27 protein-coding genes are annotated in these 25,754 nt (G+C 59.4%); 11 read left to right on the forward strand and 16 right to left on the reverse strand.

The genetic code is table 11. The features are described from left to right. Positions 1 to 262: 262 nt before the first annotated feature. The 3 genes from ACA069_RS11945 to ACA069_RS11955 form a co-directional block, all read right to left on the reverse strand. A complete protein-coding gene (locus ACA069_RS11945) occupies positions 263 to 592 on the reverse strand; it encodes a hypothetical protein (protein ID WP_497617685.1) in 330 nt (109 codons plus the stop codon). A gap of 509 nt (positions 593 to 1,101) precedes the next feature. Further along, a complete protein-coding gene (locus ACA069_RS11950; RefSeq protein ID WP_401265508.1) occupies positions 1,102 to 1,605 on the reverse strand; it encodes a GNAT family N-acetyltransferase in 504 nt (167 codons plus the stop codon). Between the two features lie 47 nt (positions 1,606 to 1,652). After that, entirely contained in the window at positions 1,653 to 3,599 is a 1,947-nt protein-coding gene (locus ACA069_RS11955) for a DNA topoisomerase III (protein ID WP_497617686.1), read from the reverse strand. Positions 3,600 to 3,820: 221 nt separating this feature from the next. Between ACA069_RS11955 and ACA069_RS11960 the strand changes: the two genes are divergently transcribed. Next, complete coding sequence (locus tag ACA069_RS11960) at positions 3,821 to 5,227, forward strand: serralysin family metalloprotease (RefSeq protein ID WP_497617687.1); 1,407 nt, start codon at positions 3,821 to 3,823, stop codon at positions 5,225 to 5,227. A gap of 125 nt (positions 5,228 to 5,352) precedes the next feature. Then, the gene (locus ACA069_RS11965) at positions 5,353 to 5,721 is read left to right on the forward strand and encodes a DUF427 domain-containing protein (RefSeq protein ID WP_187680263.1); all 369 of its coding nucleotides are present in this window, start codon (positions 5,353 to 5,355) and stop codon (positions 5,719 to 5,721) included. A 47-nt stretch (positions 5,722 to 5,768) separates the two neighbouring features. Here ACA069_RS11965 and ACA069_RS11970 read toward each other — a convergent pair whose 3' ends face one another. Both ACA069_RS11970 and ACA069_RS11975 read right to left on the reverse strand, forming a co-directional pair. Then, positions 5,769 to 7,391, reverse strand: a complete 1,623-nt coding sequence (locus ACA069_RS11970; protein WP_497617688.1) for an MFS transporter — start codon at positions 7,389 to 7,391, stop codon at positions 5,769 to 5,771. Between the two features lie 176 nt (positions 7,392 to 7,567). Continuing rightward, positions 7,568 to 9,214, reverse strand: coding sequence for a GMC family oxidoreductase (locus ACA069_RS11975; protein WP_497617689.1), 1,647 nt, complete (start codon positions 9,212 to 9,214; stop codon positions 7,568 to 7,570). A gap of 133 nt (positions 9,215 to 9,347) precedes the next feature. Here ACA069_RS11975 and ACA069_RS11980 point away from each other — a divergent pair, with 133 nt between their 5' ends. The 4 genes from ACA069_RS11980 (at position 9,348) to arsH (ending at position 11,867) form a co-directional block, all read left to right on the forward strand. Beyond that, a complete protein-coding gene (locus ACA069_RS11980; protein WP_187680266.1) occupies positions 9,348 to 10,235 on the forward strand; it encodes a LysR family transcriptional regulator in 888 nt (295 codons plus the stop codon). 75 nt (positions 10,236 to 10,310) lie between these two features. Next, positions 10,311 to 10,658, forward strand: coding sequence for a metalloregulator ArsR/SmtB family transcription factor (locus ACA069_RS11985; protein WP_497617690.1), 348 nt, complete (start codon positions 10,311 to 10,313; stop codon positions 10,656 to 10,658). A gap of 27 nt (positions 10,659 to 10,685) precedes the next feature. Continuing rightward, positions 10,686 to 11,156 (forward strand): arsenate reductase ArsC, encoded by a 471-nt coding sequence (locus tag ACA069_RS11990; RefSeq protein ID WP_401265489.1) that lies wholly within the window; start codon positions 10,686 to 10,688, stop codon positions 11,154 to 11,156. Between the two features lie 12 nt (positions 11,157 to 11,168). Beyond that, complete coding sequence (gene arsH / locus ACA069_RS11995) at positions 11,169 to 11,867, forward strand: arsenical resistance protein ArsH (protein ID WP_497617691.1); 699 nt, start codon at positions 11,169 to 11,171, stop codon at positions 11,865 to 11,867. 28 nt (positions 11,868 to 11,895) lie between these two features. Here the strand turns inward: arsH and ACA069_RS12000 are convergent, their stop codons facing one another. Continuing rightward, positions 11,896 to 12,822, reverse strand: coding sequence for a universal stress protein (locus ACA069_RS12000; RefSeq protein ID WP_401265486.1), 927 nt, complete (start codon positions 12,820 to 12,822; stop codon positions 11,896 to 11,898). A 256-nt stretch (positions 12,823 to 13,078) separates the two neighbouring features. Between ACA069_RS12000 and ACA069_RS12005 the strand changes: the two genes are divergently transcribed. Beyond that, positions 13,079 to 14,152 carry an NAD(P)-dependent alcohol dehydrogenase gene (locus ACA069_RS12005; protein ID WP_497617692.1) on the forward strand — a complete coding sequence of 358 codons (1,074 nt, stop codon included), beginning with the start codon at positions 13,079 to 13,081 and terminating at the stop codon, positions 14,150 to 14,152. A 46-nt stretch (positions 14,153 to 14,198) separates the two neighbouring features. On the opposite strand, the gene ACA069_RS12010 is transcribed toward ACA069_RS12005, so the two are convergent. From ACA069_RS12010 to ACA069_RS12050, 9 genes are all read right to left on the reverse strand, one after another. Continuing rightward, complete coding sequence (locus ACA069_RS12010; protein WP_497617693.1) at positions 14,199 to 14,762, reverse strand: GNAT family N-acetyltransferase; 564 nt, start codon at positions 14,760 to 14,762, stop codon at positions 14,199 to 14,201. A gap of 90 nt (positions 14,763 to 14,852) precedes the next feature. Next, entirely contained in the window at positions 14,853 to 15,602 is a 750-nt protein-coding gene (gene fnr / locus ACA069_RS12015) for a fumarate/nitrate reduction transcriptional regulator Fnr (RefSeq protein ID WP_497617694.1), read from the reverse strand. Between the two features lie 136 nt (positions 15,603 to 15,738). Beyond that, positions 15,739 to 17,154 (reverse strand): ATP-binding protein, encoded by a 1,416-nt coding sequence (locus ACA069_RS12020; RefSeq protein WP_497617695.1) that lies wholly within the window; start codon positions 17,152 to 17,154, stop codon positions 15,739 to 15,741. Next, positions 17,151 to 17,813, reverse strand: a complete 663-nt coding sequence (locus ACA069_RS12025) for a response regulator (RefSeq protein ID WP_047295015.1) — start codon at positions 17,811 to 17,813, stop codon at positions 17,151 to 17,153. The genes ACA069_RS12020 and ACA069_RS12025 overlap by 4 nt, the downstream gene beginning before the upstream one ends. 11 nt (positions 17,814 to 17,824) lie before the next feature. Beyond that, the gene (locus tag ACA069_RS12030; RefSeq protein ID WP_497617696.1) at positions 17,825 to 18,469 is read right to left on the reverse strand and encodes a tetratricopeptide repeat protein; all 645 of its coding nucleotides are present in this window, start codon (positions 18,467 to 18,469) and stop codon (positions 17,825 to 17,827) included. Next, entirely contained in the window at positions 18,466 to 19,275 is an 810-nt protein-coding gene (locus tag ACA069_RS12035) for an SDR family oxidoreductase (RefSeq protein WP_489880050.1), read from the reverse strand. Before ACA069_RS12035 ends, ACA069_RS12030 begins: the two co-directional genes overlap by 4 nt. After that, positions 19,262 to 19,936 (reverse strand): iron-containing redox enzyme family protein, encoded by a 675-nt coding sequence (locus tag ACA069_RS12040; RefSeq protein ID WP_497617697.1) that lies wholly within the window; start codon positions 19,934 to 19,936, stop codon positions 19,262 to 19,264. The genes ACA069_RS12035 and ACA069_RS12040 overlap by 14 nt, the downstream gene beginning before the upstream one ends. Beyond that, positions 19,933 to 21,414, reverse strand: coding sequence for an AMP-binding protein (locus tag ACA069_RS12045; protein WP_497617698.1), 1,482 nt, complete (start codon positions 21,412 to 21,414; stop codon positions 19,933 to 19,935). Before ACA069_RS12045 ends, ACA069_RS12040 begins: the two co-directional genes overlap by 4 nt. Beyond that, positions 21,404 to 22,081, reverse strand: a complete 678-nt coding sequence (locus ACA069_RS12050; RefSeq protein ID WP_497617699.1) for a thermostable hemolysin — start codon at positions 22,079 to 22,081, stop codon at positions 21,404 to 21,406. Before ACA069_RS12050 ends, ACA069_RS12045 begins: the two co-directional genes overlap by 11 nt. 209 nt (positions 22,082 to 22,290) lie before the next feature. On the opposite strand from ACA069_RS12050, the gene ACA069_RS12055 reads away from it, so the two are divergent. Then, the gene (locus ACA069_RS12055) at positions 22,291 to 22,845 is read left to right on the forward strand and encodes a cytochrome b (protein WP_489880054.1); all 555 of its coding nucleotides are present in this window, start codon (positions 22,291 to 22,293) and stop codon (positions 22,843 to 22,845) included. Positions 22,846 to 23,027: 182 nt separating this feature from the next. Continuing rightward, positions 23,028 to 23,243: a DUF4287 domain-containing protein gene (locus ACA069_RS12060; protein ID WP_489880055.1), complete on the forward strand. Its 216-nt coding sequence runs from the start codon at positions 23,028 to 23,030 to the stop codon at positions 23,241 to 23,243. Between the two features lie 55 nt (positions 23,244 to 23,298). Here ACA069_RS12060 and ACA069_RS12065 read toward each other — a convergent pair whose 3' ends face one another. After that, positions 23,299 to 23,700, reverse strand: a complete 402-nt coding sequence (locus ACA069_RS12065) for a carbohydrate-binding module family 20 domain-containing protein (RefSeq protein WP_497617700.1) — start codon at positions 23,698 to 23,700, stop codon at positions 23,299 to 23,301. A gap of 270 nt (positions 23,701 to 23,970) precedes the next feature. On the opposite strand from ACA069_RS12065, the gene ACA069_RS12070 reads away from it, so the two are divergent. Further along, the gene (locus tag ACA069_RS12070) at positions 23,971 to 24,714 is read left to right on the forward strand and encodes a hypothetical protein (RefSeq protein ID WP_489880057.1); all 744 of its coding nucleotides are present in this window, start codon (positions 23,971 to 23,973) and stop codon (positions 24,712 to 24,714) included. 549 nt (positions 24,715 to 25,263) lie between these two features. Beyond that, positions 25,264 to 25,626: a DUF6124 family protein gene (locus ACA069_RS12075; RefSeq protein ID WP_401265461.1), complete on the forward strand. Its 363-nt coding sequence runs from the start codon at positions 25,264 to 25,266 to the stop codon at positions 25,624 to 25,626. Positions 25,627 to 25,754 lie beyond the last annotated feature (128 nt).

The raw sequence follows: 25,754 nt of genomic DNA on the forward strand, positions 1-25,754 counted from the left end.
TGTAGATCGCAAGCACAATCCAGATCGACTCCCTTTCCCCGAGGGCGAGGGGATTGAACGAGGAGTTTTTGGCTAATGCGCCGACTTGAAATATTGAAGTTGAATGGAGATCGCAAGCACGCTCGAGATCGGCTCCCTCTCCCTCCGGGAGAGGGCTGGGGTGAGGGGATAGATTTAACTAACACCACAAAGCTTACGCCATACACAAAAAAAGGCCTGCTCCATAGCTGGAAGCAGACCCTCTTGTTATTTAAGTTGTAAATCAGCAGAACCGATCAATCACCCGAACTTCATTCTTGTTCTGCATCGAGTCCCACGCCTGTTTCAGCGTCTGCAGAACATTACCGATGAAGTCCTTGTCGGCCGCGGCTTTTTTGCCGACATAACCTTGGCCGCGGCGGTACATCTTCAGGCGGGCCAGCAGGTTCTGATTGTTGCGGTCGAACTCTTCTTCGCCAGCGTGGGGCGCCAGGCAGTCGATATGCACTTGGCCCGATTTGCTGATCCACAGAATATGGCTGTCGAGGCTGTCTTTTTGCGCAGCGAACATACGAGCCAGTTCTTCGATAGTGGGTTTATTGTTCAGATTCATGATTTTGCCCCTTGACCAGTTTGGTGATCTTTCAAAGTTGATTCGCTAATACAGGTAGCCCATCGGTTAGTTGATCCCTGGCACCGAAACCAGGACGTCAGCGCTCGCCCGTGTGAAGTACGGGGTCGTGCATCTGTTGCATGTAGTCGTGTTGAATAACTGCTACGCAATAGCGTCACAACGAGGAGAAGCAGCGAAAACCGGGAGGCCCTTGTCGACATTTTCAGTGTCGACCACAAGCGTCTTGAGAATTTTCGCCAGCGCTTCTCGTCCTTGTACTGGACGTTCAGGCCAGGTCAGCTTCTTCAATCTGCCTTGTGGGCAGCGTGTATCCGGAAAAAACAACTCGGCGGTCAGACGAGTTTGCTCAAGCGTATTACCAATGTTCCCGATCGGGGAACGTCTTCATCATGCAAAAGCAAAACGACGCCGTCAACGGTTTTGTAGTGATTATTTTTGTTCACTACATATTGTCGGACAAAGCTGTTTTGGAATGAGAAAGGATCCGTTCACGCAACGGAAAAGGGGCTGCGCAGGACATAGAACGTACACGGATAACCGTCTACTTCGCGCTGCAGCAAGGTGAACTCGCCGCCGCTCAATACCGGCATCAGCCTGGCCCAGAAGCGCTGTGCAGGCCGGTTGGCATCGATATGGAAAATCTGCCACTGACCCGGGATTCGGCTCAAGAGGGCAGAGACGACAAACTGCGCGACACCTTGGCCACGAAAGCGTCGGGCGAGAAAGAAGTAGCCGATGTTGTGTTCGGCGCTGGCGATGTGGGTTTCGTTATCGACGGTCACGAAACCGGCGAGTTCGTCGTCGACCCGGATCAGGAAGGGTTGGGTTGCGGGATGGCGCCAGTATTCGTCTTTCGGTTGGATGCTGAAAAAGCCATGCTCGGCGAGCTTCAAAGGCAGCCATTGGCTGAAGTCATACATGTAGAACTGCATCAGGTTTTCGAGGGTTTGCAGTTCGTCGCGCTGGGCGGGGTGCAGTTCGACGTTATGCATGCTTAGGCTTCCTGAAAGTGATGACCTTTCAGAAACAGTAGCGTGTATTACTTTTTGGCTGCGGGTTTCGCGGTGCGTTTAGGGGTACCGGCGGTTTTGCTGCGCGTCGATTTGCGTTTTTTCTTCCACGGCGCGGCAGCCTTGCCGGCGGGTGGCGGGCCGCTGATGGTCAGGCTCAGGGCAGAGCATCGGGTTACTTGTTTGCTCATCCACGCCGCTTGCTTGGTGACGAATTCTTCCAGGCTCATCTCACCGCTTTGCACCATGTCCAGTGCCTGCTCCCAGATTGCTGTAGTGCCGGGGTCGGCGATTGCACGGGGTACGGCGTCGATCAGACTGAACGCGGCGGGTGTCGCGGCGAGGGCCTTGCCGTTTTTCACCAGATACCCGCGATCCAGCAAGCCCTGAATGATCGACGCGCGGGTGGCCTCGGTACCGATCCCGGTGGTGTCCTTGAGCTTCTGCTTGAGCAGCGGGTCTTCCACCAGCTTGGCGACGTTTTTCATCGCTTTGATCAGATCGCCTTCGGTATAGGGTTTGGGCGGTTGCGTCCACAGATCCTTGAACTTCACGTCTGCGACCGCGCACTCGACGCCCTGAGACAATGCCGGCAAGGTTTGCGGTGCTGGTGCTTCACGGCCCTTGGCCGGTGCCAATGCCTCGGGTAATGCGCGTTTCCAGCCCGGTTCAATGATTTGCTTGCCGACCGCACGCAGCGCTTCTGCGGCGCAATCAAAATCGGCCTGGGTGCGATCGTATTCATGGTTGGGCAGGAACTGCGCCAGATAGCGGGCGCGGATCAACGTGTAGACCGCACGGTGCTTGCCGCTCAGGCGTTCAAGGTTCTTTGCCGCTGCGGTGGGGATGATGCCGTGGTGCGCGCTGACCTTGGCGTCGTTCCACGCCCGGGATTTGCGCTGCGGTTCGAGAAAACCCTGCAGCGCGTCGAGGCTCGGGTCGGCCTGACGCAACGCCGCGAGAATCCCCGGCGCCTCACTGTGCTGGCTCAGCGGCAAGAAACCGCAATCGCTGCGCGGATAGGTGATGACTTTGTAGGTTTCGTAGAGCGCCTGGGCGATGTCGAGGGTTTCCTGCGCACCGAGGCCGAGTTTCTTCGAACAGACTTCCTGCAAGGTGCCGAGGTCGAAGGGCAGGGGCGCCACTTCACGCATACGCTCGGTGCGCAGTTTCACCACTCGCGCACTGGCGGCGCTTCTCATCGCGACGGCGGCTTGCTGCGCCAGCGCCTGATTCAGGCAACGATCCTGATCGTCACAAACATCCGAGGATGCCCGCCACTGCGCGGTAAACGGCGTGCCGTTGTGCAGCAACTCCACGTCGATCGCCCAAAACGGCACCGGCACGAAATCGGCGATGCTGCGATCACGGTCCACCACCAGTCGCAATGTCGGCGTCTGTACCCGACCGACCGGCAATACACCCTGATAACCTGACTGACGACCGAGCAGGGTGAACAGACGACTCATGTTCATGCCGATCAGCCAGTCCGCCCGCGAGCGACCCAATGCCGAGTGATACAGGCTGAACGTCTCTGCACCCGGTTTTAACGAGGCCAAAGCCTTGCGGATCGACGCCTCGTCCAATGCCGACAGCCACAAGCGGCGGATCGGCCCCCGATAGCGGCAGTGCTCGACCAGTTCCCGGGCGATCATCTCGCCCTCACGGTCGGCGTCGGTGGCGATGATCAGTTCGCTGGCCTCGCCGAGCAGGCGTTTCACTGCTTTGTACTGGCTGGCGGTGCGCGGTTTGACGGTCATTTTCCACTTGTCCGGAATGATCGGCAGATCCGCCAGCACCCAGCGCTTGTAGCGCGCGTCGTAGGCGTCCGGCGGAGCGGTCTCCAGCAAATGGCCGATGCACCAGGTCACCGTGACGTCCGTCCCCAGCCAGCAGCCGTCGCCCCGACGCTTGGCGCCGAGCACAGCCGCAATGTCTTTGGCCTGGGAAGGTTTTTCACAGAGGTACAGCCGCATAACCACCATCGTCGATCAAGGTCCGAACAGGCGCACAGAATGGCCGGACTTGGCGCCAGGGGCAACTTTTATCTGTATGGATATACAGATAAAAAGCATTGCCGAAAATGACGGGCAATTCGGGGACGCTGCCAGGAACTATCGAGAAATTGATTAGCGCGGGGGTTGCAGGTCATGTCAGGTTCAACGCGACACCTGACCACTGAACAAGGACGTACACCATGGCTCAAGCCACATCCAAAACCAGCAGCGCCTACGATGAAGTCAATATATTCAGCCACTTGTATGACCGTGGCGAAGGACTGGTCAATGGCAAGCCCTCATACACTGCCGATCACGCCGCTGACGAAATCCTGCGCAAGGGCCTGTCGTGGGGCGATAAAAATGCCGACGGCAAGATCAGCCTCAGTTACACCTTCCTCACCGACCAACCGGCGAACTACAACCCGAAACTCGGCAACTTCAGCGAATTCAGCGCCCAGCAAAAGGCTCAAGCCGTGCTGGCCATGCAATCCTGGGCCGACGTCGCCAACGTCACCTTCACCGAAGGCAAGGGCGGCGACGGTCATATGACGTTTGGCAACTACGACGTCAGCACCGGCGGCGCGGCGTTCGCCTACTTGCCGAGCGGCGGCAGTTATGACGGCCAGTCGTGGTACTTGATCAACGATCAATACCAGGTCAACAAAACCCCGGACACCAATAACTACGGGCGTCAGACTCTGACCCATGAGATCGGCCACACCCTCGGCCTGTCCCACCCCGGCGCCTACAACGCCGGCAATGGCAACCCGACCTACACCGACGCCAAGTACGCCGAAGACACCCGTGGCTATAGCCTGATGAGCTACTGGAGCGAGGCCAATACCGACCAGAACTTCAGCAAGGACGGCAGCGGCGCCTATGCCTCGGCGCCGTTGCTGGACGATATCGTTGCCGTACAGAAACTGTATGGCGCCAACTGCGAGACACGCGCCGATAACACCACGTACGGTTTCAGTTCCAACGCCGGACGCGATTTCTACAGCGCCACTTCGGCGTCGTCGAAACTGGTGTTCTCGGTGTGGGACGGTGGCGGCGATGACACGTTGAATTTCTCTGGCTTCACCCAGAACCAGAAAATCAACCTCAATGAAGGTTCGTTCTCTGACGTCGGTGGTCTGGTCGGTAACGTGTCGATTGCTTACGGCGTAACCGTGGAAAACGCAGTGGGTGGTTCGGGCAATGACCTGCTGATCGGCAACGGAGCGGTCAATTATCTGTTGGGCGGCGCGGGCAACGACATCCTCTACGGTGGCGGCGGTGCCGATGTGCTGCGGGGCGGCGAGGGGGCGGACACTTTCGTGTTTGGCGCGGCCAGCGATTCGACCAATAACCAGCCGGACTGGATCATGGATTTCAAGAGTGGCCTGGACAAGATCGACCTGTCGGGCATTGCCGGGTTTGCGAATGGTGCTGCTTCGCTGAATTTCGTCAACGGTTTCACCGGGCATGCGGGGGACGCGATTTTGACTTACTACGCGCAGAGCGATCAGACCACGCTGTTGGTTGACCTGACGGGGCAGGGCGAGATTGATTTTGCCGTAGGTGTGGTGGGGCAGGCGTTGGCGACCGATATTGTTGCGTGATGCCTGAAAAGCGGCTCTCACCCTGATGGGGTGCGGGACGTTGGCCGTTCGGCTGTGAACCTCCCATGACCGGAACACATGGGCTATACCTGAAGCGGTCTCTTTGCCGTATTCAGGAGAAACCCATGAAAACCCCCGGCCCCACTCCCGTCATTGCCCTCGAACAACTCATCGGTTGCCTGGTGGTGAAATTCCACGGCATCCAGGTCGCCGCGTCCTCCCACGTGATGGTCCTCAATGAGGCCAACTACCCGCCGGTGTACTACATCCCCCGCGAAGACATCGACGAAAAGTATTTCGCCCGCACCGATCACACCAGTTACTGCCCGTACAAGGGCGACGCCAATTACTTCAGTTTGCAGGTGCCGGGGCATGAGGGGGCGAATGCGGTGTGGACTTACGAAAATCCGAAAATATCGGTTGATCAGATCAAAAACTATGTCGCGTTCTATCCGGATCAAGTGAAGTTCGAGGTGATCAAAGCGGATGACTGATTCAAGTAATGGTGGCGACAGCGTTAAGTCTCTCGCCACCGCTTGTCTCAGTTCTTATCGAGATCGATATTCTTCGTCTCACGCAAACAGATCATCCCTACCACCAGGCTCACCCCGGTAATCAGCACCGGATACCACAGCCCATAAAAAATATCCCCGGTGTACACCACCAGCGCGAACGACACGGTTGGCAGGAAACCGCCAAACCAGCCGTTGCCGATGTGGTACGGCAAGGACATCGAGGTGTAGCGGATGCGGGTCGGGAACAGCTCAACCATCAGCGCCGCCAGCGGCCCGTAGCACATGGCCGAGATGATGATCAGCGCGACGATGAGGGCGACGATCATTGGCTTGTTGATCTGCTGCATATCCGCCTGTTGCGGGTAGCCGGCGAGGATGATTGCGCCGCGCAACGCCGCTTCGTCGAAGCCGTCGAGTTTCACGTCGCCAACGCTGACTTGCACCGCGCTGCCGGCCGGCGCGGCGGCGCTGGAGTAGGGCAGGCCTTGCTTGACCAGGAAGGTTTTGACCTTGTCGCACGGGCTATCGAATTTGGCTTTGCCCACGGGGTCGAACTGGAAGGTACAGGTCGCCGGATCGGCCAGCACGGTGATCGGCGCCTGACGGCTGGCCTGATCGATGGCCGGGTTGGCGTAATGGGCGAGGGATTTGAAGATCGGGAAGTACAGCGCCGTCGCCAGCAGCAGGCCGAGCATCAGTATCGGTTTGCGCCCGACCTTGTCCGACAGCCAGCCAAAAAAGATGAAAAACGGTGCGCCGATGACCACGCTGATGATCAGCAAGGTGTTGGCCACCGCCGGGTCCATTTTCAGGAACTGGGTGAGGAAGAACAGCACGTAAAACTGCGCTGCGTAGAACGTCACCGCTTGCCCGGCGTTGATGCTGAACAGGGCGATCAGCACCACTTTGAGGTTTTCCCACTTGCCGAAGGATTCGCGGATCGGTGCCTTGGAGGTTTTGCCTTCCTCTTTCATCTTCAGATACGCCGGCGACTCGTGCAGGCTAAGGCGAATCCAGGTGGAAATGCCCAGCAGCACAATCGACAGCAGGAACGGAATGCGCCAGCCCCACACTTCGAACTGATCGCCAGTGAAGTAGCGGCAACCGAGCACCACCAGCAGCGACAACAGCAGGCCGAGGGTGGCGGTGGACTGAATCCAGCTAGTGTGGAAACCGCGTTTGCCGATTGGCGCGTGCTCCGCTACGTAAGTCGCGGCGCCGCCGTATTCACCGCCGAGCGCCAGGCCCTGGAGCATGCGCAGCACCACCAGAATGATGGGTGCGGCGATGCCGATGCTGGCGTAGGTAGGCAGCAGGCCGACGCAGAAGGTTGCGACGCCCATCAGGATGATGGTCGCGAGGAAGGTGTATTTACGCCCGATCATGTCCCCCAACCGACCGAACACCAGCGCCCCGAACGGCCGCACGATAAACCCGGCGGCAAACGCCATCAGCGCAAAGATGAACGCCGTGGTGTCGTTGACCCCGGCGAAGAACTGCTTGCTGATTACCGCCGCGAGGGCGCCGTAGAGGAAGAAGTCATACCACTCGAACACCGTCCCCAAGGAGGAGGCGAAGATGACTTTGCGTGTATCCGGGCTGGTGTCCGTGCTGCGCACGGCGTCCAGCGGCTGAACGTGTTCCGACATATCGGTATCCCTCACAGTGATTGTTTTTGTTGTTCCACTGGTGTTGCGTGTCCGGGTGATGCGCGATGCCCTGAATTAACGCGGTTCCCTGTAGGAGCTGCCGAAGGCTGCGATCTTTTGATCTTGCTTTTGACCTTGAAAAAACAAAGTCAAAAGATCGCGGCCTGCGGCAGCTCCTACAGGGTTTGGGCCAGTTCCGGAGCTGGTGTGTAGATCCTTGTTGGTGGGTTGAGGATCAGCTGTGCCGCCTTCTCGGCAATCATCAGCGTAGGCGAACAGGTATTACCCGAGGTAATGCGCGGCATGATCGATGCGTCGGCAATGCGCAACCCGGGTACACCATGTACGCGCAGTTGCGCATCGACCACCGCATCACCGTCATTACCCATGCGGCACGTACCGACCGGATGGAAAATCGTTGTGCCGATTCTGGCCGCCGCTTCGTGCAGTTGCTCTTCGCTTTGCAGGCTATCCCCGGGCAGATACTCGACCGGTTTGAACGCTTGCAGGGCCGGGGCGCTGACGATGCGTCGGGTCAGGCGGATCGCATCGGCGGCCACGCGCAGGTCTTCGGGATGGCTGAGGTAATTGGGCTGAATCAGCGGTGCGTCTTGCGGGTTCGCGGAACGGATTTCGATGCGGCCACGGCTCTGCGGACGCAGGTCACAGACCGACGCGGTGAAGGCCGGGAAGCTGTGCAACGGTTCGCCGAAACGCTCCAGCGACAATGGCTGCACGTGGTATTCAAGATTCGCCGACGTCTGGTCCGGCCCGGATCGGGCGAACGCCCCCAACTGACTCGGCGCCATCGACAACGGCCCGCTGCGGTCATACAGATAACGCAGGCCCATGCCCATCTTGCCCCACACACTGCCGGCGATCTGGTTGAGGGTGCGGGCGTTTTCCAGTTTGTAGATCAGCCGCAGTTGCAGGTGATCCTGCAGATTGCCGCCGACACCCGGCAGCTCATGAATCACGCCGATGCCGAGGCGTTCCAGCAGCGGACGCGGGCCAATCCCGGAACGCTGCAGAATGCTCGGCGAACCCACGGAGCCGGCACACAACACGATCTCCTTGCGCGCCTTGAAGCTTTTCACCTGGCCTTCATGACGGGCGCTGACCTTCGATGCGCGACCGTCCTCCAGCAGAACACGATCCACTTCAACCCCGGTCAACACGGTCAGATTGGTCCGGGGTTGCACCGGTTTGAGAAAGGCTTTTGCCGCATTCCAGCGCACGCCGGCCTTCTGGTTGACTTGAAAGTAGCCGCAGCCTTCGTTGTCGCCCTGATTGAAGTCATCGATGCTGGCGATGCCGCTCTGCTCGGCGGCGCTGCGAAACGCATCGAGAATCGGCCACGACAGCCGCTGTTGCTCGACCCGCCATTCGCCTTTGGCACCGTGAAAATCAGCGGCGCCGGCAAAATGGTTTTCGCTGTGTTTGAACAGCGGCAGCACGTCATCCCAGGCCCAGCCCGGATTGCCCTCGGCTGCCCAGCCGTCATAGTCGCCGGCCTGGCCGCGCATGTAGATCATGCCGTTGATTGAAGAACAGCCACCGAGCACTTTGCCGCGCGGATAACTCAGGCTGCGGCCTTGCAAACCGGGTTGCGCTTCGGTCTTGAAGCACCAGTCGGTACGCGGGTTGCCGATGCAAAACAGGTAACCGACGGGGATGTGAATCCACGCATAGTTGTCGCGTCCGCCCGCTTCGAGCAACAGCACGCGCTGCTGCGGATCGGCCGACAGTCGATTGGCCAGCAAGCACCCGGCAGGGCCGGCGCCGACCACGATGTAGTCGTATTCATCAAGGGAAGTCTGCATTCCCTGACCTCGCTTTTTGTTTTTATTGTCGGACACTCTAGTTGTTAGCTTTCGTCAAAAGAATGTTAGTTTTTGCGCAGCCGCTGTGCGTTTTTAAACAGCCCTGAATGACGATAGCTGACAAGGACACCCCATGTTCGACTGGAACGATCTGCGGTTCTTTCTGGAGTTGCAACGCAGTGGCCGCCTGCTCACCGCCGCCCGCCGCTTGAACACCACCCACGCCACCGTCGCCCGCCACATCGAGGCCATCGAAAAAAGCCTCGGCACCGCGCTGTTCGTCCAGCACGCCCAAGGCTACGAAATGACCCCGGCGGGGGAGGCGCTGCTCAAGCACGCCGAAGCCATGGAAAACGTCGCCCTGCTGGCCCAGGAGGAAATCACTCAATCCACTGCGCCACTGGGCAAAATCCGTGTCGGCGTCACTGAAGGCCTCGGCATCAAGTTTCTCGCCAGCCGCATGATCGGTCTGTTCGAGCGCTACCCCGGTCTGGAAGTGGAATTGGTCGCGGTGCCGCGCTTCGTCAGCATCCTTAACCGCGAGGCAGAAATCAGCATTCATCTGGAGCGTCCGGCGGCGGACATGCTCGTTACCCGCAAACTGACGGACTACCGTTTGGCCCTCTATGCCAGCCAGCGTTACCTCGACAACGCGCCACCGTTGCGCAGCCGGGAAGACCTCGGGCGGCATGCATGGATCGGATACGTCGATGATCTGCTGTTCAGTCAGGAGTTGATGTTCCTCAACAGCTTTTGCCGCAGTCCTCGGGTGGTGTTCCATAGCACCAGCGTCATCGCCCAGCAGGAAGCCGCTCGCTCGGGATTGGGCATTGCCGTGTTGCCGTGCTACATGGCGGCCTCTGAGCCGGATCTGGTGCCCTTGCTGCCGGACGAAAGCATCGAGCGCAGTTACTGGATCAGCACCCGGCGCGAGTTGCACAAGTCGGTGCGGCTGCGGGTGGTCTGGGATTATGTAGTGGGGTTGTGCGAGGCGGAGCAGGGGTTGTTGCTCAATTCCTGAGATCTTTTGATCTTTCAGGTTGATTAATATATGGATATCCGTATATTCGGCAGTCCATATGTACGGTGCGCCCTGATGATCACGCCCCTCGAACTCTTCAAAAGCCTCGCCGACGAGACCCGTGTCCGCGCTACGCTGCTGATCGCCGCTCAAGGCGAACTCTGCGTTTGCGAGCTTATGTGTGCCCTCAATGACAGCCAGCCGAAGATCAGCCGCCACCTCGCGCAACTGCGCAGCAACGGGCTGCTGCTTGATCGTCGGCAGGGCCAGTGGGTCTATTACCGGCTCAACCCGGATCTGCCCGATTGGGTTCATCAAATCCTGCAAGTGACGTCGAAGGCTAACGCCGACTGGCTCAAGGACAACGCCTCGCGCTTGCTAAACATGGATGATCGCCCCGTCCGCGAAGCAGCGTGCTGCTGAATTATTAACGTCCGCAGGAGCCCCCCCATGCGAGTTCTGTTCATGTGCACGGCCAACAGTTGCCGGAGCATTCTTTCCGAAGCCATGTTCAATCACCTGGCGCGCCCGGGTTTCGAAGCGCTGAGTTCTGGCAGTTTCCCTAAAGGCCAGGTGCTGCCACGCAGTCTTGCCACGCTGCAACAGGCCGGTATTTCCATCGATGGCCTGTACAGCAAAGGCAATGACGCCTTCGAGGACAACCCGCCGGATATCGTCATCACCGTCTGCGACAAGGCCGCCGGTGAAAGCTGCCCGGTGTACTTCGGTCCGGCGCTGAAAGCCCATTGGGGCCTGGAAGATCCCTCCGATGTGACCGGTGACGAGGCCGCAGTGGATGCGGCGTTCAGTGCCACGCTGGCGATCATCGAGCGGCGCTGTTCGACCTTCCTCGGCCTGCCTTTTACAACGCTCAGCCGCGCAGAACTGCAGCGTGAGCTGGATCGAATCGGCTCCCTGTAAGCCGGAGGATATATGTCAGAACATCTGCCCAACCTTGATCCAACCCTGTTCGAAGGCTTTAAAGCCACGACCTCGGGCGAACACAAACCGCGCATCCTGTTGCTCTACGGCTCGACCCGCGAACGCTCTTTCAGCCGTTTGCTGGTAGAGGAAGCCGCGCGCTTGCTCGAACACTTCGGCGCCGAGACGCGCATCTTCAACCCGTCCGGTTTGCCATTGCCCGACGACGTCCCCGTCGACCATCCGAAAGTGCAGGAACTGCGCGAACTGGTGCTGTGGTCGGAAGGTCAGGTCTGGTGTTCGCCAGAACGTCATGGCGCCATGTCGGCGGTGTTCAAGGCACAGATCGACTGGATACCGCTGGAACTCGGCGCCGTTCGCCCGACCCAGGGCAAAACCCTGGCGGTGATGCAGGTGTGCGGTGGATCTCAGTCGTTCAACGTCGTCAATCAGCTACGCGTGTTGGGCCGCTGGATGCGCATGTTCACCATCCCCAACCAGTCCTCGGTGCCCAAGGCTTACATGGAGTTCGACGAGGCAGGGCGGATGAAACCGTCGCCGTTCTATGACCGCGTCGTCGACGTGATGGAAGAATTGGTGAAGTTCACCGTGCTGCTGCGCGACCGCCAGGATTTTCTGGTTGATCGGTATTCGGAGCGCAAAGAAAGCGCCGAGCAACTGATGGCGCGGGTCAATCAGCGCTCGATCTGAGCCCGCCGACTTTAAGGGGTGGCTGCGTTCAGGCGGACAGCATTTGCGGCGACACCACCCAGACGCTGCAGGGCATTTTGTACAGCAGGTGTTCCACCGTGCTGCCGACCAACCGGCCGAGGCCGCGATGGCCGACACGGCCCATGACGATCACGTCGATGTCATAGGCATCGGCATAGCTGCACAGCACTTTGGCCGGATCGCCCATGATCATGTGTTGGCGCTCCGGCGGGATGCCGTTGCGTTCGGCCAGTGCGCGGAACGCGGTGGCTTGTGCATCGAACAGTGCTTTGGCGTTGCCCTGCGTGAAAAACGTCGAGGCATTGTCGAATCCGAACTCATCGGCGCTGATCGATGACAGGTCATAGGCATAGATCACTTCCAGTTCGGCGTCGCTGAGGCTTGCCAGTTTGACGGCCTCACGCAGAATCCGGTCGTTGAAGTCTTCGTACCGGGCGTCACGATGAAACGGATCCACAGCGGCAACCATTCGCCGAGGCCGGGCATTGTGCACATGGCTAACGAAATGCAGGGGGACCGGGCATTCGCGCAGCAGGTGCAGATCGAGTGGCGTGAACATCAGCCGGGACATGAATGAGGCGGGCTCCAGATCCTTGATCAACAGGGCCATCGGCTGCTCTTTGAGGTGAATCAGGATCTCGCGCAAGGGGTGCTCGATCCAGACCACCTCGGTCGTCACCGTGACGCCAAGATGACGCAAGGGTCTGGCCTGATCTTCCAGCCACTGGCGGTGACGCTCGACATAGCCGATACGCATCTGTTCCAGCGCCTGTTCGTTAACCAGTCCGGCGGTTGCCAGACCTTCCAGATAATCGAACGCCACAATGTGCAGCGCCGCCCCCGAGGCCTTGGCCAGTGCGCCAGCCCGTTCGAATGCGGGGCTGTCTTTCATCAGGGGTGGGGCCACCAGCATGAAACGTGCTTGCTCGGACATGACAAAACTCCCGTGGGTAACGGCATGGACGCTTGTGCGCAATGGCGGCAGAGGCGTTGAGTCATCCTGCTCCGTGCCGGGTCGCACGCCTTGATCTTTGTCAATGGCAGGGGGCAGCGACGCTGACGCCCGACGCGCGGTAATCGCGCAAGCGATCCCGCAATGGTTGATCGTGATCAACCTTGTGTCGGTTAAGTCGGCGCAGTCTCCAATAGGTGCTGCACTCACTTGAACCACCCGCGCAGGAACATCGCTCATGGCCATGATGAAAGCGGCGATTTTCGTCGAAAAGGATCGCATCGTGCTGGATGACAAGCCGATCCCCGAAGTAGGCCCGTTGGACGCGCTGGTGCGCATCACCACCACCACGATCTGCGGCACTGACGTCCACATCCTGCGCGGCGAGTATCCGGTGGCCAAAGGCTTGACCGTGGGTCATGAGCCGGTGGGTGTCATCGAGAAACTCGGCTCGCAAGTGCGCGGCTTTGTCGAAGGTCAGCGCGTGATTGCCGGCGCCATTACCCCCAGCGGCCAAAGTTACGCGTGCCTGTGCGACTGCGGCTCACAGGACGGGCCGGACACCCGGCACGGCTTTCGCGCCACCGGCGGCTGGAAGTTCGGCAACATCATTGATGGTTGTCAGGCGGAGTATGTGTTGGTGCCGGATGCGCTGGCCAACCTGTGTCCGATCCCCGACGGGCTGAGTGATGAACAGGTGCTGATGTGCCCGGACATCATGTCCACCGGGTTTTCCGGAGCGGAGCGCGGCGAGGTCAGTATCGGCGACACCGTTGCAGTGTTTGCGCTGGGGCCGATCGGGCTCTGCGCAGTGGCCGGTGCGCGGCTCAAGGGTGCAAGCGTCATCATCGGTGTCGACGCGGTGGCCGAGCGTATGACGGTGGCGCGGCAGTTGGGCGCGACCCATGTGGTCAATTTCAAGGACGGTGACGTGGTCGAGCAAATCATGGTGTTGACTGATGGCCGCGGGGTGGATGTGTCTATCGAAGCCTTGGGCACCCAAGGCACGTTCGAGTCCGCATTACGGGTGTTACGCCCGGGCGGGCGGTTGTCGAGCCTTGGGGTTTACGCTTCGGATCTGCGCATTCCCTACGATGCTTTTGCAGCGGGTTTGGGCGATTACAGCATCGTCAGCACCCTGTGCCCCGGCGGCAAGGAACGCATGCGCCGATTGATGGCGGTGGTGCAAAGCGGTGGCGTCGATCTGTCACCGCTGGTGACCCACCATTTCAAACTGGACGATATCGAGGCGGCGTATGAGTTGTTCGGCCATCAGCGCGATGGCGTGATGAAGGTCGCGATTACACCGTGATCAAACGCGCCCCGTGCCGTTGGCCGGGGCGGGTTGCGTTGCGGTACTACAGAGAGAGGCGATGAATGACCTGGTGGCTATCGTCGGGATCACTGTGGGTTTCAAAGCCCAAGGCTTTGGCCAATTCGCGCATGCCCGTGTTGCTGGCCGAATCCACGGAGTACAGGCGGCTGAAGTTGTTCTGTCGGGCGGCCTTGATCAGGTGCTCCATCAGCAAGGTTGCCAGGCCCAGATGCGCCCATTCATCGGCGACCGTCACCGCGAATTCGCATTCTTTTTCGGCCGTGGCGGCATAGCGGCTGATACCGATCTCGATCAATTCGCCGTTCTCGTGAACCAGCGCAATAAAGGCTGCGCGTTGCTTCTGGTCGATGTCCATTAACTGATCGAGCAACGCCGTGCCCGGCTCGCTGATCTGCGCCAGAAAACGCATGTGGCGAGACTCGGGGGACAAGCGCTTGATAAACGCGTATTCGCGTTCGCGATCCTTTTCGGCCAGCGGCCGGATCAGCACGTGTCGGCCGTCCTTGAGCGATTCGATCCAGTATTGGCCGTGGTGCGTGGCATACACAGCCGCGGCCCGATCATTGTGGTCTTTGACAGTGAGCATGATGTGACCTCCAGCGTGGAAAAGATCAACGCGCGGTGCATTGCGCTGATCTCTTTGTACGCCGTTGGTGATGCGGGCATCTGATCTGGATCAGATCGGCGACTGAGTCGGCCGACAGCCGACGATCAGTTGTTTGAGGCCTCTCATGTCGAGGATTTTCACGTTACGTCCCGAGATGTCCACCAAACCCTGATCCCGCAGATGGCCGATGCCACGGCAGATGGTTTCCAGGCGCAGCCCCAGGTAGGAGCCGATTTCTTCGCGGCGCATCTTCAGCACGAAATCTCTGGAGGAATATCCGCGCATGTTGAAGCGTTGCGAGAGATTCACCAAAAATGCCGCCAGGCGTTCATGCGAGCTCATGTTGCCGAGCAACATCAGCATGTCGTGATCGCGCACGATCTCCCGACTCAGCAGTTTGTTGAGGTTGTGCTGCAATGACGGCAAGGTCTGGGCCAGCTTCTCCAGTTGGGCGAAATGGATGGGGCAGACTTCACTGTCCTCCAGGGCAAATGCACTGCACACGTGCTCATCGCGACTGATCGCGTCGAGGCCAAGCATCTCGCCGGGTATATGAAAACCGGTGACTTGCTCCCGGCCGTCGACGGATACAGCACTGGTCTTGAACGAACCGGTGCGCACCGCATAGAGCGAGCGCAACGGATCGCCTGCGCGATACAGCGCCGCGCCTTTCTTGATCCTGGAACGCTGCACGATCAGCGTATCCAGGCGTTCGACTTCCTTTCCGGTCAGGCCAATCGGCAGGCACAGTTCCACAACGCTGCAACTCGAGCACGCAGTCTTGAGGTATTGAATGTTCAGAGGACGAGTTTCAGGCATTAGCGAGGACGCCTTGGAAGGTTCACCAAGCATAGGTGTGTGGGCTGGTCGCATGCCGTTGATTTGCCCGATTGCCCGCTCAAGTGACGAACGGGCAGGCCGGCCAATCAGAATCGGCCAGGATTGCGCTGCGTACTCAGCCCTGTGGTAGCTCGCGGGTGATACGTTGTGCTGCGGGGCGCGATTGTGCGCCAGGCATCGACAACGTCGCCCGCAACCCACCCTCAGCCCGATTGACCAACGTAATCCGCCCACCCAGCCGCGTCGCGATGGTGTTGACGATAGTCAGCCCCAATCCCGCGCCCTGGGCATTGCCGCGACTGTAGAACCTTTCGAACAGCCGCTCTCGATCTTCCTCATCAATGCCCGGCCCCTGATCCTCGACACTCAAATGGCAGAAACCGTCGGCCTGAGTCAGCGTCACGGTGATCACGCCGTGTTCCGGGGAGAAGTTGGCGGCGTTGGTGATCAGGTTGTTCAGGGCAATGTCGATGGCAGCGGTGCTGGCCATGACGTGGAGCGGTTCGGCGCTGTCTTCGAAAGCCAGCTCCAGCTGTTTGCTCAGCAACCACGGTGTCAGTTGCACCAGGCTGTTGCGTACGGTTTCGCTGAGGTCGATGCGTTGCAGTGGCGGCGGGTTGGGTTTGGGTTCCAGGCGCGCCATGGTCAGTAACTGATTGACCAGACGGCTGGTGCGGTCGACGCCGACGATCAGAAATTCCAGGGATTCGCGGCGCTCTTGTTCGGTGCCGGCCTCAAGCAGGTTTTGCGCATGCACCCGCAGCACCGCCAGCGGCGTGCGCATTTCGTGGGCGGCGTCGGCGATGAAGCGGCGTTCGCGGCCGAGCACTTCCTGGATCTGCGCGAGCATGCGGTTGAGCGCCGCCTGCATCGGTTCCAGTTCGCTGGGCAGCGGTGTCAGTTGCAGCGGTTCCAGCGAGCCGCTATGGCGGGCGCGCAGGGTCGCGGCCATGTCCGCCAGCGGCTTGAGGCCCCAACCGATGGCCAGCCAGATCATGGCCGCGAGGATCAGGCTGCCGATCACGTTTGGCCATAAAGTGTGACGGACGATGCGGTCGACCAGATCTGAGCGCACGTCATCGCGTTCGCCGACCCAGATGCGCAGGCTGTTCTGCTTGTCCTCCAGCATGAACGCCCGCCATTGCCGACCCTTCAAATCCCGCACATCGCTGAAACCCGGTTGGGTCGGCGGTGCGGTGAAGGAGGGCGCGCTGGCGGTATGCACCAGCACCTCACCCTTGGGATCCCACACCTGAAAAGCGATTTTGCTTTCGTACGGATGACCATCGACCCGGGGCTTGGCTTCGCCCAGGGCCTGATTGAACGCCTGATACAACTGCGCGTGCTCGGTACTGTCCATTGGCATGCGCATCACGCCTTGCAGCAACCGGGCGTTTTGCGCCAGTTGCGCGTCGTAGACTTCGGCGATTTCGTGGTTGCTGTCATGCACATTGAACGTGCTGAGCACCGCCAGACCGGCCAGCAACAGGCCGATGATCAGCGTCAGCGTACGACGGCGGATCGAGGTCATCGACGCTCCTCCACCAGATAGCCCACGCCACGAATGGTGCGGATCAGGTCGGTGGAGAATTTCTTGCGCAGGTGATGGATGTGGACTTCCAGGGTGTTGCTTTCCGCCTCTTCATTCCAGCCGTAGAGCAACTGAATCAGTTGATCGCGGGTCATTACACGGCCCGGCGGCGAGAGCAATTCGTGCAGCAACTGATATTCCTTGGGCGTCAGCGCCACGGGTTGGCCCTGATAGCTGACCTGCTGGGTGCCAGGGTTGAGGCTGATGCCAGCGTGTTCGATCAGCGCCTGGGCGCGCCCGGCGCTGCGTCGCAACAAGGCACGCAACCGCGCCTTGAGTTCGGCCAGATCGAACGGCTTGACCAGATAATCATCGGCCCCGGCGTCGAGCCCGGCGATGCGATCCTCGGTAGCATCGCGGGCAGTGAGAATCAGCACCGGCAAATTCGAGCCGCTGTCGCGCAGACGGCGCAGCACTTCGAGGCCGTCCATGCGCGGCAGGCCGAGATCGAGCACCGCCACGTCGAAGGTTTCACTGAGCAGCGCATGCAACGCGCTGCTGCCGTCCTTGAGCCAATCGACGGTGTAACCCTCACGCCCCAGCGCCTGATGAATGCCTTCACCGAGCGCCACGTCATCCTCAATCAGTAATAAACGCACGCGGACTCCTGTCAGTCGAGTTTCTTGTTGACGTCCACCAGCAGGGCGGCGATCTCTTTGCGACGCCCGGCGTCGGCGCTTTCCCGGCCCGGACGCGGCGCGGCTTGCAGGGCTTTTTGCAACGCCCCTTTCGCTTCAGCGTAGCGTTTTTCACGGTAGAGGTGATCGCCCCAGAAGTACAGGCTATCGATGCCGTTGGGATTGAGTTGCAGCGCCTGCTTGAGCAGTTGCTCAGCCTTGTCGCTGTCACCGAAACCGATCGGCCAGCCCGGCACGCGGTCATACAGCGCGGCGAGGCTGGTGTAGGCCGAACCTTGCAAGGCTTTGGGGTCAAGCGTCAGGGATTTTTCCAGATCAGCCTTGGCGTCCTTGGCTTTGCTCAAGGCACCGAGCCCACCTTCGGCACCGGCCCAACTGCTGGTGACGATGCCTTTCCAGATCCAGGCTTCGGCCACGGCCGGGCGTTGCGTGGTGAAGGCCGTTGCCTCGGCTGAGAGTTGTTCGAAGGCGGTGGCGCGCTGTTTTTCCGCCACTTCGTATTGGATGTGCGCCCAGCTCTGCTGGATGCCGGTGAGGCGTTGCTGATCGGCGGAGTCCAGCGCCCAGACGCTTTGACTCAGGGCGGCCAACAACAGGCATGCGGAAAGTTTTTTCATGGCTTGAGGGTCTCGTTTTCAGGTTTTTCACTGAGGCGGCGGATCAGCGGCAACTGCTTGCGCAGACCCCGATCAACCAGATGCGGCAGCAGGTTGTTGAGGCGCACGAAGAAACGTTCCGGCCAGCCCAGATACAGGTCGCGACGGTCTCCGGCAATCGCGTGAATCACCGCTGCGGCGACGGTTTGTGGGTCATCGACGTTGGCTTTGAGCGCATCGTTCAAGGCTTGCGCCGCCGCGCTGTTCATCGATGTGCGGGTGGCGCGTGGCGCGACATACAGCACGCTGACCCGGGTATCGGCCAACTCCCGGCGCAGCGCTTCGGAAAACCCGCGCAGGGCAAACTTGGTCGCGCAATAACTGGCGTAACCGGGGTAGCCGATCGAGCCATAGGTCGAGCCAACGTTGACCACCATCGCGCTGTCGGCCTGCTTGAGCATTGGCAGCAACAGCTTGGTCAGGCAGATCGGCGCGCTGATGTTCACCGCCAGCATCGCGTTGATGTCGTTGTCGTCGAGCTGCTCAAGCATGGCGAAGTGGTTGACTCCGGCCGCGTTGATCAGCAGGTTGATGCCGCCGATGGCTTCGGCGGCGGCCAGCACTTTGCGTCGGTCGCTGAGGTAGGTCAGGTCGGCGGCGACCCAGCACAGGTTTTGCGGATAACGCTCCAGCAGCGGCAGCAGCGCTTCTTGATGTCGGGCCACGGCCAGCACCCGCGCGCCGGCGGCGCACAAGGCATTGGCGATGGCCATGCCGATGCCGCCACTGGCACCGGTCAACACAACACGTGCTTCACGCAGCTGCATATTGAGCCTCCGTGTTGCGCGGCAAGCCACGAAACATGTCGGTGTACAGACGATAGACGACTTTCGAAGCGTGAATCACCGCCGCCTGATCTTCTGGATCTTCCAGTTTGTTCATCAGTCGGCGGTAAGTCTGCATGTGCTCGATGTCCAGCGAACCGTGGGAGCTCAAGTAACTGAACGCCGTTTCCGGCAACGCCAGACGCTCGCGAATACTGCCCGCCGCGTGTGTGGCCAAGGCAATGCTGGTGCCTTCAAGCACATTGACCATGCCGAACAGACCCACCGGATTGCCCCGGGCGATCAGGTCGTAGAGGAAGCTGACCATCAACTCGATCGACAGCGACGGCTGCCCATCGCGCACGGCATCGCGATCACCGCCACACGCAGCAATGTCGTTGAGCACCCACTGTTCATGGCCGTATTCATCCTCGATGTACTCGCACACCGCTTTGCGCAGCCATTCCAGACGTGTCGGCAGACGCGCACCGCACGCCATCATCAACGGCACGGTGTGGCGCACGTGGTAATAGGCCTGCGCAAGAAATGCCCGATAACTCTCAAGGCTGACTTTGCCTTGCAAGGCATCAAGGATGATCGGCAAGTTGAACAACTCGTGGCGTTCCTGCTGCGTGGCTTCTTGCAGGGTGTCGAAAAAATTCATAACGCGGATTCCTCGCAGATAACGGATTCAGTCAATTGGGTGTGGTAGTGCGCGACGATGGCTTCGCGGCGCGGGCGGCCATTGGCGGTGAGCAGACCATTGGCGGAGCTGAAAGGTTGGGATAGACGCGTCCAGCGGTGTACCTGGGCGTAATCGGGCAAGGCCTCGTTGGCTTCGGCGACGGCGGCGGCCAGCTCCGCATCGCTGCATTCGGCGCGGTGCGGCCATAGCAGCGCGTGGTTCTCCGGCATCGCCTCGCCATAAACAAACGCTTGGGCGATGTGGCGGCGCTGGGTCAGCTCCGACTCGACCCATTCCGGGTTGACGTTGCGCCCGAAACTGGTGACGAACTGATGTTTCTTGCGGCCCTTGAGGTAGAGAAAACCTTCCGGATCGAACTCGCCCAGGTCGCCGCTTGGCCACCACTCTTCGGCATGCGGCGCATCGCCCAGATAACCCAACAGCGGCGAGCCCTTGATCAGCACTTCGCCGTCCTCGGCCAAGCGCACTTCAACATGCGGCAAGGGCCGGCCAACGCTTCCCGGACGTTGCGCACCGGGGCGATTAAGGCAGACCACCGACGCACATTCGGACAAACCATACCCTTCAAAAACCGGCAGGCCGACCCGTTGTGCGCGGTGCAGCAAATCTTCGGAAACCCGTGCGCCACCGACAGCGGCAAAGCGCAGTTTTTGGGGGGCGAAGGCTTTCTGTTCGGCGGCGCTGACCAGCAACAGCAACAACTGCGGCACCAGAATCAGACTCTCCGGCGCACGGCTGGCCAGATAGCCGAGCAAGCGCGGCACATCGACGCCGCTGGCGCCCTGAATCCCGAGGGTTTTCTGGCTCGGCAGGCTCAACATCGCACCGGCATACAGCGCCGCATAACAGCCGAGGTTTTCCAGCAGAATCGCCAGCGGCAGCAGGGCCAGATGATGCTCAGGATTGGTGGGTTCGCTCGCCTGATGCAGCTCACGCGCCACCCGCAACAAACTCTCGGCGCTCAGGCACACGCCTTTGGGTGTGCCGGTGGTGCCGGAGGTAAACGTCAGTTTGGCGGTGCCGGCGGGCATGCGGCTCGGGCCGCTGAACGAGCGGCACCAGAACTCGCCGTTTTTCACGTATCCACCCGCGAGTAATTCGGCTTCCAGCTCCGGCTCGGCAATCACCCGTTCGGCCTGACTCTGCTCCAGACAATGGGCACGTTGCGCCGGGCTGAAAAACGGCGGCAGCGTCACACAGGTCAGGCCTTCGAACAGCACGGCCAAATCCCAGAGCATCGCATCGACCCCGTTATCCAGCGCCAGTGCAATCACTTGCACGTTTTCATCGCGCAATCGCTCCTGGCGATACATCACCTCGGCGTACAGGGTCGTGTAATCGATTTTCAGCGTATCGCCCCACAGGGCAACCGCACCGTCATTGCGCCCGGCATGGCTGCGCAGGGTTTCCTGGAAGCGTTGCAGTTCAAGCGACATGGAAAGCTCCTTCAATCGAGGTCGGCAGCCCCAAGCGTGTGAACAGGCCGATATTGCGCAAATGGATGAACCCGGCGCGGATGTTGCCGACGTGAACCCAAGGTTTGCTTTCGTAATAACTGCCCCAATGTTGACGCTCGTCACCCAGTCGCTCCGGATCGGCGGCGCACAATGTCACTGGCTTCAAACCGAGGCGATGGAAGCTGTTGACCAGCCCGATGTTGCCGGTGAAGGTCACCCATTCCAGACCGCCCATGGCCAGCAAGTAAGTGATGGCGATGATGCTCAGGCGCGCACTGCCGGTGTCGCTGGCGGCGAGGTTGCCGACCTCGACGATGCCGTTGCGCGTCACCGGGCGATCCGCCGCCGCGCTGATCAGCGGCTCGATCGGCTCATCCAGATAGCGCTCAAGAAACAGCGGCTCCAGATGCGCGCGGCGCACACCGGCCACCGCACTCAGCTCACCGTCGGCGTTGTGCATGCCGAACAGCTCGGGCATGAAGTGGCGGATATCGGCGCCGTGAGCCTTGCGAAAGCGTTGCTGAATGAACGCTTCGAACGCCGTTCGTTGTGCGTCGTCGGGCAACGCATGGGTCAGCGTCATCTGCGGCGTTTCGGACTGGCCGAAATGCAGGGGCAGGGGGATGTTCCAGTCGAAATCGGGCATGGGCAGAACGCCTCCCTCAAAGATTTGAGCGAAGTATCCGAGCCATTTCTTAACGAAGTCTGAAGGTGAAAAAAGGTTAACCTGCAAGCCGATCTTCAGACTGTCTTAAGACTGGCCGGGCAGGCTGACACCGTCGGTTCGCCCGGCCAAAGGAACGTGACTGTCGACTGCATCGACCGTCACCCACGACAATCACGAGGCGCATCTTTATGACCCGCGACAACGCCGCAACCCGTTATGGAAAACTCTCGATCACGATGCACTGGCTGATGCTGGCGCTGTTCGTCGGCGTCTATGCCTGCGTCGAAATCAAAGGCTATATGCCCAAGGGCAGCGAAGCGCGCGGCCTGCTAATGGGCTTTCACGGCCTGTTCGGCGCAAGCATCTTCGCCTTGGTGTGGCTGCGCCTCATCGGCCGCCTGACCCCGCGCCCACCGATCACCCCCAAACCCCCAGCCTGGCAGACCGGCATCGCGCACCTGACGCACCTGGCTCTCTACGGCCTGATGATCGCCACGCCGATCCTCGCCTGGCTGATGCTCGCCGCCGGCGACAAACCGTTCCCGTACTTCGGCTTCCACGTACCGGCGCCGGTCGCCATCGACCCGGACCTCGCCAAACGCCTCAAGTACTGGCACGAACTGATCGGCAGCAGCGGTTATTGGGTGATCGGTCTGCACGCAGTGGCTGGGTTGTTTCACCACTATTGGGTGCGCGATAACACGCTGGTACGGATGCTGCCGGGGCGCACAGGTTCACGCTGACCCCCTGTAGGAGTGAGCTTGCTCGCGATGACGCCTGTTCAGTCAGCATCGATTTTGACTGAACCACCGCGATCGCGAGCAGGGTCACTCCTACAGTTTTTGTGTTGTCTGGCAGAGCGCGATAGTTGCTGGAACCGCACTTCGCGTCCACTCTTAGGCCTTGCCGACAAGGAGCGTGCAGCATGACCGAAGACAACAAAGTAAAAGGCCCGGCGTCCTACTTCCCCTCCATCGAGAAAAAGTACGGCCAACCCATCGACCACTGGCTGAAACTGCTCGCCAGTGTCGGTGATAAAAAACACATGGAACTGGTGGCTTTACTCAAGGATGAACATGGCATGGGCCATGGGCATGCCAATGCGTTGGTCGCGCATCATTTGGCTAGCGGCAAAAAGTGAGTGCAGGGCAGCGATGAGCGTTACTCCCTGATTGTTGACTGGGTCCACTAGCGCCTCAGAACGTGCCGGTGGTCTTAAGCGCTGCACTAAAAGTCATGGTCACCTGATTGTTAGGGCCTGGCTGCCAGGTTTGTACGTCGGCAGGGTTGTTTTCGTTGCGAACGATGCATTTCCATTCAATAAGATCACCGGGCTTCGCATTACTGAATTTTATCGGTCCGGACCAGGAGGGGTAGGGCGAAGGGGTGAGTTTAACTGCCTTGGCCGGATCCCAACTCCCCAATTCTGGACGATCGCCCACTACGTAGACGCTGTAGCCCTGCGTAGTGACGCCGTTATTACATTGAAATGTCGCTTCGAGAAAAAGATACGTCCAGGTGGCGCCGGCATTGGAAACGACGGGCAGCATTGCCCAGAGCACAAAACCCAGCTGCAACAGATAACGAATACGGCTCATGGTCAAATCCTCAGGAAGCTTTCAGTCAGGCCAGACTAGTCCTGCTCAAACTGAAAGTGACCTGTAAGAACTGACAGTTCTTTAGTGGCCTTCGCGATAGTTCTGCTCACCCTTATTCTCTGGCGCTGCCGAAGGCTGCGAGGTTTTGATCTTGTTCGCGGACTCCAGAACCCTTGTCGCGCACCAGGCTGGCTGCAAATGCAGGCCGATTCACATAGCATATTGGCGCACGGATACTTTTCTTATCGAGCTCAAGGATACGCACTCGTCATGACATTCAAGGATTGGGCTGATTTGAAGGTTCTGTACAAACAGAGCCGTAAACAGCCAAACAAACAGCTATTCAGACTGGAAAATGCCCGCAAGTTATGGCCGATGTGGGCTGCTGCGGCAACAACACTACCCCTGCTGGTATTCGCAGGCTTCGGAATCAAATATCCGATGGTAGTTCCGATGTCCTACGTAGCACTTGCCTTGTGGGCGGGCGGGCTCTTTTTCACTCGACTCAAAGCCTTCCAGACGGTGTATCCCGCGCAATTTGATGCGCATGCCATAGACCGGCAGTCTTGGGCGGAACAAGAAAATATTCTTTGTTATGCATTCTTTCTGCAAATTATCCGCAACGAAGGTTACACAACTGACAAACTGCGAAAGTTGTCTGCCTATTCGGATCTGACCGTAGCACCCGCCAAACCTGCGCTTTCGCAAAATCTGGGCTTTGTTTCTCTCTTTGGTTTGATGATTGCGCTCTCCACTGAAGTGATCAAAGCCACGTCATTTTTCTTATGGGGAAAGGGCGCTGTTGCTCTCATGCTGGTCGCTGTTGTGTTGTTTATTTACTGGCTTGTCTGGGATGGTATTCAAAGTGCGGCTTACGAAAGACTGCGCATCAAACGCTACGTGGAACTGGCCGTCCATGACCTAGATGATGTTGTTCAGGATGTCCTACAAGTTAATCCTGCGCCGGATTCGATGGATTCTTTACCTCTTCTAGCGATCAGCAATCAGAACTGAGCATTAAGCAGGCATTCAACGCAATTCAGCCTGAACAAAGCAGGTAACTCAGAACACATTCCCCTGTAGGAGTGAGCCTGCTCGCGATGACGCCCGCCCAGCCACGAAAAATCCAACGTCATCCACAAACCCTGTGGGCGCGGGCTTGCCCGCGAAGGCGTCAGCCAAGTCACCCCCTCACTCCCCAAGCTAACTAAACAGAAAATAACGTCACTGTTTAAAAGAAACCTCCTGTCGCCATCCATGCCCTACAACGTCTTGCGCCATCGCCTACGACTACGCCAGAATCCGCCGGCTTGTGCGTCTAGGTCGCGGGTTCTATCGTTTGTCGGTCACTGAAAAACAGTGATCGGGTTTGGTAGCCCGCCATAACTAGTCGCATCGCGCACCGTTCGCAGACCCCGTCGGGTCTCTGCTCAATGGTGGCCATGCGCAGGACACCTTCGGGTGTGCCGGGTCCTAGTTACCGGTCTACCAACCCGCGTATGGCCGCCACCCTCGTTTGGTAGCGAAGGTGATGGCTCCTTTTTACTAACTAGGAGTTTCATCATGTTCAAAGTAACGCCGAACCCGCCAGTAACCGACCCCGCATCCCCCTACGAATCTCCCAACTCCAAGAAATTCCACGAAGCCGCCGAGCGCGCCCTCGACCACTACCTCAAACCCGCCGACCACATCATGGCCAGCACCAACGAACCCGAGCGCATGTACTTCGCCAACCCGAAGTACGACACCGAATCCCTCCTGGCCAACGCCAGCGAAACCCTCGGCTCTGCCAGCGAAATGCTCAACAACTTCGCCGCCATACTCGACACCTCCCACCGCAAAAACGCGCTAGGCATCGCGCAAGTCGTAATGCTTGCCGAATTGGCCGTCAACCAGGCGCTGGACAACGTCGAAATCCCCAAATAACCCAACCACCACGACGAGGGGAAACCCTCGTCAAACCACGCTGTCTCAACCGGGCTGGCACACGGCCACGCCTTGCGCCCCCAAGCCTCGGCTGTCACCCTTCGGCCCGTTCTCAAGGATCAGAACAA

Source organism: Pseudomonas sp. LBUM1652 (genome assembly GCF_059716105.1).